At 62.5% G+C, this 13,843-nt stretch carries 10 protein-coding genes and 1 tRNA gene; 7 read left to right on the forward strand and 4 right to left on the reverse strand.

All coding sequences use genetic code 11. The annotated features are described in order from the left end of the window. Window positions 1-7: 7 nt before the first annotated feature. Window positions 8-1,834 (reverse strand): glutamine--fructose-6-phosphate transaminase (isomerizing), encoded by a 1,827-nt coding sequence (glmS, locus tag O5O48_RS11865; protein WP_269687095.1) that lies wholly within the window; start codon window positions 1,832-1,834, stop codon window positions 8-10. 168 nt (window positions 1,835-2,002) lie between these two features. Next, window positions 2,003-3,562, reverse strand: coding sequence for a methyl-accepting chemotaxis protein (locus tag O5O48_RS11870; RefSeq protein ID WP_269687096.1), 1,560 nt, complete (start codon window positions 3,560-3,562; stop codon window positions 2,003-2,005). 242 nt (window positions 3,563-3,804) lie between these two features. Between O5O48_RS11870 and acnA the strand changes: the two genes are divergently transcribed. Next, window positions 3,805-6,534: an aconitate hydratase AcnA gene (acnA, locus tag O5O48_RS11875; protein WP_269687097.1), complete on the forward strand. Its 2,730-nt coding sequence runs from the start codon at window positions 3,805-3,807 to the stop codon at window positions 6,532-6,534. 127 nt (window positions 6,535-6,661) lie between these two features. Here the strand turns inward: acnA and O5O48_RS11880 are convergent. Together O5O48_RS11880 and mobA are read right to left on the reverse strand one after the other, a co-directional pair. Then, window positions 6,662-6,738, reverse strand: a tRNA-Pro gene (locus O5O48_RS11880). A 75-nt stretch (window positions 6,739-6,813) separates the two neighbouring features. Continuing rightward, window positions 6,814-7,395: a molybdenum cofactor guanylyltransferase MobA gene (gene mobA / locus O5O48_RS11885; RefSeq protein ID WP_269687098.1), complete on the reverse strand. Its 582-nt coding sequence runs from the start codon at window positions 7,393-7,395 to the stop codon at window positions 6,814-6,816. 106 nt (window positions 7,396-7,501) lie between these two features. On the opposite strand from mobA, the gene moaB reads away from it, so the two are divergent. From moaB to efeO, 6 genes are all read left to right on the forward strand, one after another. Next, the gene (gene moaB / locus O5O48_RS11890; protein WP_228247363.1) at window positions 7,502-8,041 is read left to right on the forward strand and encodes a molybdenum cofactor biosynthesis protein B; all 540 of its coding nucleotides are present in this window, start codon (window positions 7,502-7,504) and stop codon (window positions 8,039-8,041) included. Next, window positions 8,038-9,246 carry a molybdopterin molybdotransferase MoeA gene (locus O5O48_RS11895; protein ID WP_269687099.1) on the forward strand — a complete coding sequence of 403 codons (1,209 nt, stop codon included), beginning with the start codon at window positions 8,038-8,040 and terminating at the stop codon, window positions 9,244-9,246. The genes moaB and O5O48_RS11895 overlap by 4 nt, the downstream gene beginning before the upstream one ends. A 294-nt stretch (window positions 9,247-9,540) precedes the next feature. Then, a complete protein-coding gene (efeU, locus tag O5O48_RS11900) occupies window positions 9,541-10,383 on the forward strand; it encodes an iron uptake transporter permease EfeU (RefSeq protein WP_269687100.1) in 843 nt (280 codons plus the stop codon). Between the two features lie 37 nt (window positions 10,384-10,420). Then, complete coding sequence (locus O5O48_RS11905; protein ID WP_269687101.1) at window positions 10,421-11,548, forward strand: cupredoxin domain-containing protein; 1,128 nt, start codon at window positions 10,421-10,423, stop codon at window positions 11,546-11,548. Between the two features lie 21 nt (window positions 11,549-11,569). Continuing rightward, the gene (efeB, locus tag O5O48_RS11910; protein WP_269687102.1) at window positions 11,570-12,886 is read left to right on the forward strand and encodes an iron uptake transporter deferrochelatase/peroxidase subunit; all 1,317 of its coding nucleotides are present in this window, start codon (window positions 11,570-11,572) and stop codon (window positions 12,884-12,886) included. Between the two features lie 33 nt (window positions 12,887-12,919). Beyond that, window positions 12,920-13,753: an iron uptake system protein EfeO gene (gene efeO / locus O5O48_RS11915; RefSeq protein WP_269687103.1), complete on the forward strand. Its 834-nt coding sequence runs from the start codon at window positions 12,920-12,922 to the stop codon at window positions 13,751-13,753. Window positions 13,754-13,843: the final 90 nt, after the last annotated feature.

Below are 13,843 nucleotides of genomic sequence, written 5' to 3' on the forward strand. Positions count from 1 at the left end.
ACCGTCTTTACTCGACGGTAACGGATTTGGCCAGATTGCGCGGCTTGTCGACATCGGTTCCCTTGACCAGCGCGACGTGGTAGCTCAGCAACTGCAGCGGCAGGGTATAGATGATTGGCGAGATGCAATCTTCCACCCAGGGCAGGCGGATATTGCTGACTTCCGGATCAGCGCTCTGCTCGATGGTTTCGCAGGCGAAGTTGATCAACTGACCGCCGCGCGCGCGCACTTCTTCCAGGTTGGACTTGAGCTTTTCCAGCAGGCTGTCGCTCGGCGCGACGGACACCACCGGCATGTCTTCATCGACCAGTGCCAGCGGGCCGTGCTTCAGTTCGCCGGCGGCGTAGGCCTCGGCATGAATATAGGAAATTTCCTTGAGCTTGAGCGCACCCTCCATCGCAATGGGGTAGTGCGGGCCGCGGCCGAGGAACAGCGCGTGATGCTTGTTGGCGAACTGCTCGGCCAGCGCAACAATGGTCGGCTCCAGCCCCAGAACCTGTTCAACCAGCGCCGGCAGGTTGCGCAGCGCATCAACATTGCGGGCGACGAACTGGTTATGGCCCCGCGCCTGGGCCAGGGCCGTGGTCAGCCACAGCAGCGAGACCAGTTGGGTGGTGAAGGCCTTGGTGGAGGCAACGCCGATTTCCGGGCCCGCATGGGTCAGCAGGCGCCAGTCGGCTTCGCGTACCAGCGAGCTGCCGGCGACGTTGCAGATGGCGAGGGTGGCCAGGTAGCCCTGGTCCTTGGCATAGCGCAGGGCGGCCAGGGTGTCAGCGGTTTCGCCGGACTGGGAAATCGTGATCAGCAGGGTATTGGCCGGAACCACGACGCTGCGATAACGGTATTCGCTGGCGACTTCGACCTGGCAGGGAATGCCGGCCTGTTCTTCGATCCAGTAGCGGGCGACCAGACCGGCGTGGTAGCTGGTGCCACAGGCAACGATATGGATGTTGGCGATATCGGCCAGGCGGGTTTCCGCCTCGGGGCCGAGGATCGCGGTCAGCACGTGATCGTCGCCCAGTGTGCCGGCCAGGGTGTCGCTGATGGCCTGCGGCTGCTCAAAGATTTCCTTGAGCATGAAGTGACGGTATTCACCCTTGTCCAGGCTGTGCGCTGCATGTTCGTAGCGGACTGCCGGTCGATCGGCTGAGTTGCCGGCGCGGTCCCATATCTCGCAGTGGGTCAGCGTGATGCGGGCGTAGTCGCCTTCTTCCAGATAGCGGAAACGGTCGGTGACCTGCAACAGTGCCAGCGGGTCGGAGGCAAGATAATGTTCGCCGCTGCCTTCACCGATCACCAGCGGGCTGCCCATGCGTGAGCAGTAGAGGGTACCGGGTTCGGAGTCATGAATGACGGCGAGCGCGTAGGCGCCGTGAATCTCGCTCAGGGTGCTGCGGAACGCGCTGAGCATGTCACCGGTTTCGGCAAAATGGTGCGCCAGCAGGTGAGCGACGACCTCGGTATCGGTTTCGGACGTAAAGCTGTAGCCCAGATCCTGCAGCTGTTTGCGCAGCGGAGCGTGGTTCTCGATGATGCCGTTGTGGACGATGGCCAGTCCGTTGGACAGGTGAGGGTGTGCGTTGTGTTCTGCCGGTTTGCCGTGAGTAGCCCAACGGGTGTGGGCGATACCGAGGTGGCCGCTTACCGGCTTGGCCTGCAGTGCGTTTTCCAGCTCGACAACCTTGCCAACGGCACGTATGCGCTGAATGGTGCCGGCACTGTCTACAACTGCGACGCCAGCCGAGTCGTAGCCGCGGTACTCAAGACGCCGCAGACCCTCAAGCAGGATGGGAGTGATGTCACGCTGGGCGGTGGCACCGACGATTCCGCACATGGATATATCCTTGTTTCACAGGCAAAGGCAGGCAGTTTAGCACCGTCGCCAGACGGGTGGGTAACGTCGGAGTGACGGCAGCATAAGGTTGTTGAAAAGCTGGGGTATGGGGGGCAGTGAGGTCGGCCGGCCGAGCTTGACTCGGCCGGCGCTGGGCAAGATAGCAGGTCAGCGTCGGTTGAAACGTTCGACCAGATTAACCTGGCGCTGCGCGGTATTGGCCAGTTCGCCACTGAGCTCGGCGCTGCGGCTGGCCTGCTTCTCGGTGCTGTCTGCCAAAGTAGCGATATTGGTTACGTTACGGTTGATCTCTTCGGCAACGCTGCTCTGTTCCTCGGCAGCGCTAGCGATTTGACCGGCCATCTCATTGATGCGCTCGATAGCCTGGCGAATCCCCTCCAGTGCTTCATCGGCTTCAGCGACCTGAGCGACACCGCGCTCGGCCTGCTCGTTGCCGGCCTGCATGGTGTCGACGGTGCTCTGGGCGGCCTGCTGCAGGTTGGCAATCAGGCTGTGGATCTGCTCGGTCGATTCGGCGGTACGGCTGGCCAGGGCTCGAACCTCGTCGGCGACCACGGCGAAACCGCGACCCTGCTCACCAGCGCGGGCCGCTTCGATGGCGGCGTTCAGGGCCAGCAGATTGGTTTGCTCGGCGATGCCCTTGATGACGTCCACCACGGTGCCGATCTCGCGAGCATCGGATGCCAATTTATTGGTAACCGTGCTGGCCGAGTCAACTGCGCCAGAGAGGTTCTCGATGGCGATTCGTGCATTGCTGGCGAGCCGCTTGCCCTGCACGGCCAGATCGGCCGCATCGCGGGTCGCTTCAGCTGTACTTTGTACGTTGCCGGAGACCTGCAGAGTCGCGGCTGCCATCTGGTTGATAGCGGTTGCGACCTGGTCGGTTTCGGCGCGCTGCTGGGCCAGACCTTCGCTGCTGCGACGGGCAATCTCGCTGGCTTCCTGCGCCTGTTCCTTGAGGCGTGCCGCGCTGTCACCAACCCGGGTAAGACAGGTTTGCAGTCGGGCCTGCTGGCTGTGAATCGCCATCTCCAACTGGCCCATGGTGCCGCGAAACGGGGTATACATTTGCGCCAGCAGGGGATCGCTGATGCTGTTGCCGGCCATTTTGACGATGCGCTGCAGGCGGTGTTCCAGTGCCGATTTCATCGCATAGCCTGCCGGCAGGCCGGCAAGGGCGGCGACGGCTACGCCCGGCCAGCCGAACAGGGTGCCGGCGGCACCGCTGGCTGCCATGGCCAGGACCGCTGGCAGGACCTGAAGGGCCATACCCGCAAAGTCGCCCTGAACTGCATTGCCGCCCCGAGCCAGGCGCTGGTAAAGCGCAGTGGCTCGTTCGATCTGACCAGCAGTGGGTTTGACCCTCACCGATTCATAGCCGGTAATCTGGCCGTTTTCCCAGATCGGTGTGACGAAGGCATTGACCCAGTAATGGTCGCCGTTCTTGCAGCGATTCTTGACGATGCCCATCCACGCCTTGCCGGCTTTCAGGTCGGCCCACATATGAGCGAAGACCGCTGGCGGAACGTCAGGATGGCGCACGAGGTTGTGAGATGTGCCGACCAGCTCCTCGCGGGTAAAACCACTGATCTCGACGAAAACATCGTTGCAATAGGTGATGACGCCCTTGAGATTGGTGGTCGAGATCAGACGCTGGTCCGCCGCAAAGCTTCGTTCACGCTGGGTTACGGGTTGATTGTTACGCATCGGCGAATGTCCTTGAGTGTCTGTCCGGGAGCAGTAGCGGACTGACTGTTGTCTAAGCTGGTATATCGGCAGTGAGTGCGATGGCTGTAGGGCGGCATTTCAAATGTTGTGCGGCGTTTTGTCTGCTAGCTTTGGAAGATCACGTGCCATCGTCGCGGGCCTCTGCCAGAGGCCTCGCCGAACCGTGCCGCAGAGTATAGCAATCCATGCCGGCAGCGTGCCGGTGCAAGGAGGTTTATCGCATGACCCAAGCCAATAGCCTGAGTACGCTCGATACGCTGGATGTATCCGGCGAGCACTACCAGTACCACTCGCTGAAGCGCGCGGCCGCCAGCTTGAGCGGCATAGAGCAACTGCCCAAGTCGCTCAAGGTGCTGCTGGAGAATCTGCTGCGTAATGAGGATGGCGAGACGGTCACGCTGGATGATATTCGCGCCGTAAGTCAGTGGCTGGAGCAGCGTCGATCCGACCGTGAAATTCAGTACCGTCCGGCGCGGGTGTTGATGCAGGACTTTACCGGGGTGCCGGCGGTCGTGGATTTGGCCGCCATGCGTGATGCGGTTGCGCGGGCTGGTGGCGATCCGGAGCAGATCAATCCGCTGTCGCCGGTCGATCTGGTCATCGACCACTCGGTGATGGTTGATCGCTTTGCCAGCGACTCGGCCTTTCATGACAACGTCGAAATCGAGATGCAGCGTAACGGTGAGCGTTACGCATTCCTGCGCTGGGGGCAAAAGGCCTTTCAGAACTTTCGCGTGGTGCCGCCGGGCACCGGCATTTGTCACCAGGTTAATCTGGAGTACCTGGCCCAGACCGTTTGGGCCGCCGAGGTGGACGGTGAGCAGTGGGCCTGGCCTGATACCCTGGTCGGCACTGACTCGCACACCACCATGATCAACGGGCTGGGCGTACTGGGCTGGGGCGTCGGCGGTATCGAGGCCGAGGCGGCCATGCTCGGGCAGCCGGTTTCGATGCTGATCCCGGAAGTGATCGGTTTCAAACTGACCGGCCGTCTGCGCGAGGGCATCACCGCCACCGATCTGGTGCTGACCGTTACCCAGATGCTGCGCAGCAAGGGCGTGGTCGGCAAGTTTGTTGAATTCTACGGCGATGGTCTGGCCGACCTGCCGCTGGCGGATCGCGCGACCATTGCCAACATGGCGCCGGAGTACGGTGCGACCTGCGGTTTCTTCCCGGTGGATGAGGAAACTCTGCGGTATCTGCGCCTCAGCGGCCGTCCTGATGCGGTGGTGCAGCGGGTCGAGGCGTATTGCAAGGCGCAGGGACTGTGGCGCGAGGAGGGCGACGAGCCGGCGTTTACCGACAGCCTGCACCTGGACATGAGTACCGTGGAGGCCAGCCTGGCCGGTCCGCGTCGACCGCAGGATCGGGTGGCCCTGTCGGAGGTACCCGAAGCCTTCGATGCACTGCTGGCGCTGCAGCTCGCACCGGCGGATACCGAGCAGGCGCGGCTGGAAAGTGAAGGCGGTGCCGGTACCGCCGTCGGCGGCCCGAATGCCCATGCCACGGTGCAGCTGGATGGCAAGGAGTACGCGCTGGACCACGGCGCCGTGGTCATCGCCGCGATTACCTCCTGTACCAATACCTCCAATCCGAGTGTGATGATGGCTGCCGGTCTTCTGGCGAAGAAGGCTCTGGAGCGGGGGCTGCAGCGCAAGCCTTGGGTCAAGTCGTCACTTGCGCCGGGCTCCAAGGTGGTGACCGACTATCTGAATAAGGCCGGTCTGACCGAGAGCCTCGATGCGCTCGGATTCAATCTGGTGGGCTATGGCTGCACCACCTGTATCGGCAACTCCGGGCCGCTGCCCGACGAGGTGGCCCGGGTTGTCAGCGAACACGATCTGGCCGTGTCGGCGGTGCTGTCCGGCAACCGTAACTTCGAAGGGCGGGTGCATCCGCAGGTCAAGGCCAACTGGCTGGCGTCGCCGCCGCTGGTGGTGGCCTACGCGCTGGCCGGCAACACCCGAATCAACCTGCGCGAAGAGCCGCTTGGTCTGGATCAGGACAACCGCCCGGTATTTCTCAAGGACATCTGGCCGACCAACGTCGAGATCGCCGAGGCCGTGGCGCTGGTCGAGGACGAGATGTTCCGCACCCGCTATGCCGACGTGTTTACCGGAGATGATCACTGGCGCTCGATCAGCGTCAGCGAGGGCAAGACCTATGCCTGGGATGATGCCTCAACCTACGTGAAAAACCCGCCGTACTTTGATGCCATCGACCAGCCACTGGAATCCCTGCAGCCGGTTACCGGGGCGCGGGTGCTGGCGGTATTCGGCGATTCGATTACCACGGACCACATTTCGCCCGCCGGCAATATCAAGGCAAGCTCGCCGGCAGGTGAATATCTGCAGTCGCTGGGCGTCGAACCGGCCGACTTCAACTCTTACGGTTCGCGACGTGGTAACCACGAAGTGATGATGCGCGGCACCTTCGCCAACATCCGTATCCGCAATCGGATGCTCGGTGGCGAGGAGGGCGGTGAGACCATTCATGTGCCTTCCGGTGAGCGGATGTCGATATATGATGCAGCCATGCGCTATCAGCAGGATGGCACGCCGCTGGTGGTGCTGGCCGGCAAGGAGTACGGCACCGGTTCAAGCCGGGATTGGGCGGCCAAGGGCACCAATCTGCTCGGTGTGAAGGCCGTGCTGGCCGAGAGCTTCGAGCGCATCCACCGTTCCAACCTGGTCGGTATGGGGGTGTTGCCGCTGCAGTTTGTGGATGGTCAGAGCGTGGCCGAGCTGGGTTTGACCGGGCACGAGCAGATCGAGATCAACGGCATCAGCGATGAGCTCAAGCCGGGGCAGCGGCTGACGGTGGAGGCGACCGGTGATGATGGTAAGAGTGTGAGCTTCGAGATGCTCTGCCGAATCGATACCGTCAATGAGATCGCCTACTTCAAGGCGGGCGGCATTCTGCACCATGTGTTGCGCGAGATGCTTGATTAGAGCTGTCGCCATTGCGTTCATCTGCCTGCCGGAGACCCTTCTTCGGCCAGGCAAGGCGAAGCGGCAACAGACCTCAGATGGCAGAAAAAGAAAAACCCCTGACTCAATGAGTCAGGGGTTTTGCTGTTGGTCGGAGCGACTGGAATCGAACCAGCGACCTTCTCGTCCCGAACGAGACGCGCTACCAGGCTGCGCTACGCTCCGTTGTGGGCGGCATTTTACCTAAAGTTTGTCATCGCACAAGAGGCAAACGAAAAAAATCGACTGTTTTTCACAGGGTTACTGCAACGCCTGCCACAGGGTAGGGGTGTTGGCGCTGGTCAGGCGTGGTTCGTCAGCGGCCAGATCGAGGCAGATCGCGTCCATTGTTCGCAACCAGCGCAACGGGCTGCGCTCCCCTTGCAGCCAGGCGTATTCCAGCGCCGGCAGCAGCCCGCGCGGGATCAGGCAGGGCAGCGGCTGGGGCTGCTCACCAGTGCGAAAAAACACCGGACGGTCAGGATCGGCTTGGCTAATCAGGCGTTCAAGCAAGGGTTGGTCGATCAACGGCATATCACAGGGCAGCACCAAAAGCTGCTCGCCGCGCGCCTGGCGCAAGCCGCTCAGAATGCCGGCCAGCGGGCCAGGATAGTCCGTGCTGCTGTCGGTCACCAGTTGGTCGGCCCATTGCCGGTATTGCTCAGCATTGCGATTGCAACTGATCAGCAGCTCATCGGCCACGCTGCGCAACAGCGCGCTCATATGGGCGCTGACAGGGGCGCCGCGGTAGGCGAGCAGGCCCTTGTCTGCACCGCCGACGCGGCGGCCCTGGCCGCCGGCCAGCAGCAGGGCGCTGATACGGGGTGATGCTGACATGTTCAATGCTCTGGCTGGTGTGGTCTGTGTTATAACACCGGGCCTGTAGCGGACGAAAGCAGCGCCCCTGCTGATTGCCGTCCGGCATTACCCGAACGCAAGGAATCCATCCATGAGCTGCTCACCCGATACTCCCTTCGCCGCCCTTGGCATCGCCGTGCTGACCGTCAGCGACACCCGTACCCTGGAAACCGATACCTCTGGCCAGCTGCTGGCGGACAGTCTGACCGCCGCTGGTCATCGTCTGGCCGATCGCCAACTGCTGCCCGACGACCGTTACCAGATGCGCGCACTGGTGTCGGCCTGGATCGCCGACCCGGCAGTCGAGGTCGTGCTGATTACCGGTGGCACCGGCTTCACCGGCCGTGACAGCACTCCGGAGGCCATCGCGCCGCTGCTGGACAAGCAGGTCGATGGCTTTGGTGAGTTGTTCCGTCAGGTCTCCTATGAAGACATTGGCACGTCCACGCTGCAATCCCGCGCGCTGGCCGGGCTGGCCAACCGCACGCTGGTGGTCTGCATGCCGGGCTCGTCCAATGCCTGCCGCACGGCCTGGACGCGGATTCTCGAAACCCAGCTGGACAGTCGTACCCGCCCGTGCAACTTCGTGCAGCATCTGGGCAATCCGGATCAGGACGGTCGCCGCGCATGAGCCTGATGCCGGTTGCCGAGGCCCTGCAGCGGCTGCTCGCCAGCGCGGCCGCCCATCAGCAGCAGCCCGTGCGGGTGTTGTCGCTGACCGATGCGCTGGGGCAGATTCTGGCCGAGCCGGTCTGCTCTGCGATCGACGTGCCGCCCTGGGACAACAGTGCGATGGACGGTTACGCGCTGGCCGAGGCTGATCTGGCGCAGGCGATGGCTGATGGCCTGCCGGTCAGTCAGCGCATCACCGCCGGGGTTGCTCCGGCGGCGCTGCAACCTGGCACCTGTGCACGCATCTTTACCGGTGCACCCTTGCCTGCTGGCGCCAATGCCGTGCAGATGCAGGAGAATACCGAGCTGCTGGCGGATGGCCGGGTGCGTCTGCTGGAGCCGGTGGCTGCCGGTTACAACGTCCGACGCCAAGCGCAGGACGTCGTTGCCGGTCAGCCGTTGCTGGCTGCCGGAATCCGGCTGAAACCGCAGGATCTGGGGGTAATTGCCTCGGTAGGGATTGATCAGGTCGGGGTCCGCACGCCGCTGCGGGTAGCGGTGGTAGCGACCGGTGACGAGCTGGTCGAGCCGGGGCAGCCGCTGAGCCCCGGACAGATCTACAACAGCAACCGCTTTACCTTGATCGGTTTGTTGCAGGGCATGGGGCAGACTGTGGTCGACGCCGGTATTCTGCCGGATGACCTTGCCTCGACCCGTGATCGCCTGCAGCAGTTGGCCAGGCAGGTTGATGTGATTATTACTTCCGGCGGGGTGTCGGTCGGCGAGGCGGACTGTCTCGGTCAGGCGTTGCGCGAGGCCGGTGAGGTCGATCTGTGGAAGCTGGCGATCAAGCCGGGCAAGCCGTTCACGCTGGGTCACTACGCAGGTGTGCCCGTGCTCGGTCTGCCCGGGAATCCGGCGGCGACGCTGGTCACGTTTTTGCTGCTGGTGCGTCCCTATCTGTTGACCCGCCTTGGCGCAGCGGAGGTGGCCGCACCTGCCTATACCTTGCCTGCCGGGTTCGCCTGGAGTCGCGCTGGCAGTCGTGAGGAGTACCTGCGTGCGCATGTCGAAGACGGCCGCGTAATGCTGTCGGGCAATCAAAGCTCCGGTGTGCTCAGCAGCGCCAGTCGCGCCAGTGGCCTGTTACGGGTGCCAGCCGGGCACACCTTCAGCCCCGGTGATCTGGTCGCGTTTCTGCCATTCTCGGGCCTGCTCGGCTGATCGAAAGACAGGATGCTGCCTGGAAAGGCCGAGTTCCCACTCGGCCATGGGTTGGCGCACAGGTCTGCCTATCGAGCGGGAGCCGAACTTCCCGGCGCTGAAAGACCACACTCCAGCGTGGCCCGTGCCGTTGCCCGTTCGGCGGCCCTCTGCGGCTGATAGCGGGCTATTTCTTGATGCTTCAGATGAAAATCAGCGTTTCCGATATGGATACGCTGAAGTGGTTTTTTACATATTTTGTTACATGTATGATCTGGTCGTATTCAAATTCATTCTCAATTGCGACTGATTGTCATGCTTGTTCCATTCCTGATCATGCTGCGCGAAGGCCTCGAGGCCGCGCTGATTGTCGGCATCATTGCCAGCTACCTCCGTCAGACCGGCCGTGCCGCGTGGATGCCGGTCATCTGGACCGGTATTTTCCTCGCCGTCACATTGGCGTTGCTCGGTGGCGCGGCCCTGCAGTTGGTCAGCGCCGAGTTTCCCCAGCGTCAGCAGGAGATGTTTGAAGCGGCTGTCGGTTTGATTGCCGTTGGTGTGCTGACCTGGATGGTGTTCTGGATGCGGCGCGCGTCGCAGGGGCTGCGCAGTGAGCTGACTGGCGCATTGGACCAGGCTTTTCAGGGCGGTCAGGGGCAAACCTGGGCGCTGATCGGCATGGTCTTTCTGGCGGTTGCCCGCGAGGGGCTGGAGTCGGTGTTCTTTCTGCTGGCGGTGTTCCAGCAGGGGCGGGGCACCGGAGCACCGCTGGGCGCGCTGCTTGGCGTCCTGTGCTCGGTACTGGCCGGCTGGACGCTCTATCGTGGCAGCCTGCGCTTGAATCTGAGGCACTTTTTCCGCGGCACCGGCCTGTTCATTCTGCTGGTGGCTGCTGGTCTGTTCTCGGGTGCGGTGCGCGCATTGCACGAGGCGGGCCTGTGGAATTATGGCCAGCGCAATGTCTTCGATCTGAGCGAATGGCTGCCGCTGGACACTCCGCTGGGCAGCCTGTTTGCCGGCATCTTTGGCTATCAGCCCGCGCCCAGCGCCAGTGAAGTCGTCGCTTATCTGGGCTTCCTGTTGATCACCCTGTTTTTCTTCTTCCGACCCGGTACTGCGCAGCTCGCTAGACCTGCCGCAGCGCGGGTTGGTGGTTGAGTTTTACACCTGTCCAACACTGCCTGCGAGTGTCCTGATGTCTGATCCTTTTGCTTCTGCTCCGTCGCCGCTTGCGTTGCGGGCTGGCATGGCTGGTGCTGCCGTGCTGATGCTCGGCGCGCTGGGTATTTTCTATTTGTCGCTGGGTTCGAAGTCGTCAACCGACACGACTGATACTCACCAGATCACCATTGACGCCAGTGGTTGTTCACCGAACACGCTTACCGTGCCTGCCGGTGCTCAACGCTTTACCGTGTTCAACGAGAGTGAGCGTGCGATCGAGTGGGAAATTCTCGATGGCGTGATGGTACTGGAGGAGCGTGAGAACATAGCTCCCGGCCTGCATCAGCAACTGACAGCCACGTTGCTGCCCGGTGAATACCAGATGACCTGTGGCCTGCTCAGTAATCCGCGCGGGACGCTGACCGTGACTGCTGTGGCCGGGCAGACCGTTGCCGCCGATCTGTCCGCACGCGCACTGATCGGTCCGTTGGCTGAGTACCGCGTCTACCTGACGCTGGAAGGGCGGGCGCTGGCGCGCGCGGTCGGCAACCTGCATCAGCAGATTGCTCATAACAACCTGGACGCGGCGCAGCAAGCCTGGCTGGATGCACGCGCAATCGATCAGCACATGGCGCTCGCCGTAGGTCTGTTCAGCGATCTGGATCAACGGCTGAATGCGCGCGCCGAGTACTTCGCAGAGCGCGAACAGGATGCCGATTTTCGCGGCTTTGAACGCCTGGCTTATGGCTTGTTTGAACAGCAGACCACCGACGGATTGCTGCCGGTCGTCAAGCAGCTGAGTGCCGACGTTGGCGCGCTGCGCTCACGTTTGAGTGCCCAGGGTGTACCGGCCTCCCAACTGGCCAATGGCGCCGGCCGGGTATTGCAGGCCTGGCATGACCAGCAGCAGAACAACGATCAGCTCAGCAGCAGGGCGCTCAGTGATCTGCAGGGCTTGCAGGCAGGTATCGACAAGGTCGTATCGCTGCTGCTTCCGGTTCTCCGGCAGTCGCACCCGCAGGAGTCTGAGGCCCTGCAGGCGGCCAATGCGTCGCTGGCCGAGCAGGTGCCTGCCGCTGACACCCAAACCCTATTGCTGGCCAGCCAGCAGCTGGCGGACCAATTGGCCAGCGTCAACGCGCTGCTGGCCGGTGCTTACTGATATTCAGGATCGAGAGTACGTATGAGTGATCGTGATGACCTTTTACCGGGCTGCCCGTTCTCCGGCCTTAATCGCCGCCGCTTCCTGCAGGGCCTGGGCGCAGCGGGTATCGGTGCCGCTGCTACTGCACTGAGCAGCGGCGCGCTGGCCGACCAGCAGGTGCGCGCCGCAGAGGTGACCGATGCGCCATCCAGCTCGGCTACCCATCAATCCCACCCGTTTTATGGCGTCCAGCAGCAGGGCATTGTTACCCCGCGCCCGGCGGTTGGCATGTTGGCCAGCTTTGATGTGCTGGTGGCTGATCGCCAAGGTCTGGAGCGCTTGCTGCGCACGCTGACCGAGCGCATGGCTTTTCTGACTCAGGGCGGCACCTATGAGCAGCGTGACCCACGCTACCCACCGGCGGATTCCGGCATCCTCGGCCCCAACATCGACCCTGACGGGCTGACCATTACGCTGTCGGTCGGTGCCTCGCTGTTTGATGACCGCTTCGGGCTGGGCGCGGTCAAACCCCGTCACCTGCAGCGCATGGTCGCGTTCTCCAACGATGCGCTGGATGCCGATCGCTGCCACGGTGATATTTCCCTGCAGTTCTGTGCCAACACCGAGGGCACCACCATTCACGCCCTGCGTGACATCATCAAGAACACCCCCGGCATGCTGATGCTGCGCTGGAAACAGGAAGGCACGGTGCCGGTCATGGCGCCGCGCTCCGACGGCTCGACCGAGAGTGCGCGCAACTACCTTGGTTTCCGCGATGGCACCGCCAACCCGCCGGCAGACAACAGCGGCCTGATGCAGAACGTGGTGTGGGTCGATGCCAGTAACCAGGAGCCCGAATGGGCACGCAACGGCAGCTATCAGGCCGTGCGCATCATCCGCAACTTCGTCGAACGCTGGGACCGCACGCCACTGCAGGAGCAGGAAGCCATCTTTGGTCGTCGTCGCGATAGCGGCGCGCCCATGCATGGCGGCATCGAGCATGATCTGCCGGTCTACGACAACGACCCCGACGGTAAGGTGACGCCGCTGGACTCGCATATCCGGCTGGCCAACCCGCGCACCCATGGCAGCGAGCGCAACCTGATTCTGCGCCGTCCGTTCAACTACTCCAACGGCGTCGAAGCCAACGGTCAACTGGATATGGGCTTGCTGTTCATCGCCTATCAGGCGGACCTGGAGGCCGGTTTTATTACCGTTCAGAAGCGCCTGGACGGTGAACCGCTGGAGGAATACATCAAGCCCGTAGGCGGCGGCTACTTCTTCACGCTGCCGGGCGTACAAGCCGGGGACTACCTCGGCAGCAGCATGCTGGCTGCCAGCCGGCGCCATTCGTGATTGGCCTTAATACGTCTATTCAGGAGCAGGACAATGTCTAACCTTCGCACCGTCATTACCGCCGCTGCCTTCGGGCTGGTTGCCATGCAGGCACAGGCCGCTGTGGCACCGCAGGATCTGGTCAATCCGATTACCGACTACAAGCTTTATGTGCTCGACAACCTGGAGCAGTTCAGCAGCCACACCCGTGAGTTCACCGATGCCATCAAGGCTGGCGAACTGCAGCGTGCCCAACAGCTGTACGCACCGACCCGTATTTACTACGAGCGCATCGAGCCCATTGCCGAACTGTTTGCCGACCTCGATGCCAGCATCGACGCCCGTGAAGACGACTACGAGCATGGCGTGCAGGACCCGACCTTCACCGGTTTTCACCGCCTGGAGTATGGCCTGTTTCACGAGCACAGCACCGCTGGCCTGGGCGACTATGCCGAGCGCCTGATGAATGATGTCGAGACTCTGGAGCAGAGTGTGCAGGACCTGACCTTCCCGCCGGAGAAAGTGGTGGGTGGCGCTGCCGCGTTGATGGAAGAGGTCGCCGCGACCAAGGTCTCCGGTGAAGAGGATCGCTACAGCCACACCGACCTGTGGGACTTCCAGGGCAATCTGGATGGCTCGAAGAAGATCTTCGAACTGGTCAAACCGCTGGCGGCGCAGGAAGATCCGGCGTTTGTTGCACGTATCGAAGAAAACTTCACCGCCATCGAACACACCCTGGCGCATTACTACCTGATCGAGGGTGATGCCAGCAGTGGGTTTGCGTCCTACGACAAGGTCAGCGAACGTGATCGCCGTGCGCTGGTCGGGTCGGTCACGGTGCTGGCGGAAGAGCTGTCGACCTTGCGTGGGTTATTGGGGCTGAACTAACCCCCGGGCACGGCGTACCGCGCCCCTGCGGTGTGTGTCACGCCGATCTTTGTGTAGGGGCACAGCATGCTGTGCCCGAGCGGATGTACC

The sequence above is a fragment of the Halopseudomonas sp. MFKK-1 genome, from assembly GCF_027474385.1.
GTDB classification, from domain to species: Bacteria; Pseudomonadota; Gammaproteobacteria; order Pseudomonadales; family Pseudomonadaceae; genus Halopseudomonas; species Halopseudomonas aestusnigri.

Excerpts from the sequence above, each read along its gene's own strand:
- glmS (WP_269687095.1), bottom strand. The coding sequence starts at position 1,834 with ATGTGCGGAATCGTCGGTGCCACCGCCCAGCGTGACATCACTCCCATC.
- O5O48_RS11870 (WP_269687096.1), bottom strand. The coding sequence starts at position 3,562 with ATGCGTAACAATCAACCCGTAACCCAGCGTGAACGAAGCTTTGCGGCG.
- acnA (WP_269687097.1), top strand. The coding sequence starts at position 3,805 with ATGACCCAAGCCAATAGCCTGAGTACGCTCGATACGCTGGATGTATCC.
- moaB (WP_228247363.1), top strand. The coding sequence starts at position 7,502 with ATGAGCTGCTCACCCGATACTCCCTTCGCCGCCCTTGGCATCGCCGTG.
- O5O48_RS11895 (WP_269687099.1), top strand. The coding sequence starts at position 8,038 with ATGAGCCTGATGCCGGTTGCCGAGGCCCTGCAGCGGCTGCTCGCCAGC.
- efeU (WP_269687100.1), top strand. The coding sequence starts at position 9,541 with ATGCTTGTTCCATTCCTGATCATGCTGCGCGAAGGCCTCGAGGCCGCG.
- O5O48_RS11905 (WP_269687101.1), top strand. The coding sequence starts at position 10,421 with ATGTCTGATCCTTTTGCTTCTGCTCCGTCGCCGCTTGCGTTGCGGGCT.
- efeB (WP_269687102.1), top strand. The coding sequence starts at position 11,570 with ATGAGTGATCGTGATGACCTTTTACCGGGCTGCCCGTTCTCCGGCCTT.
- efeO (WP_269687103.1), top strand. The coding sequence starts at position 12,920 with ATGTCTAACCTTCGCACCGTCATTACCGCCGCTGCCTTCGGGCTGGTT.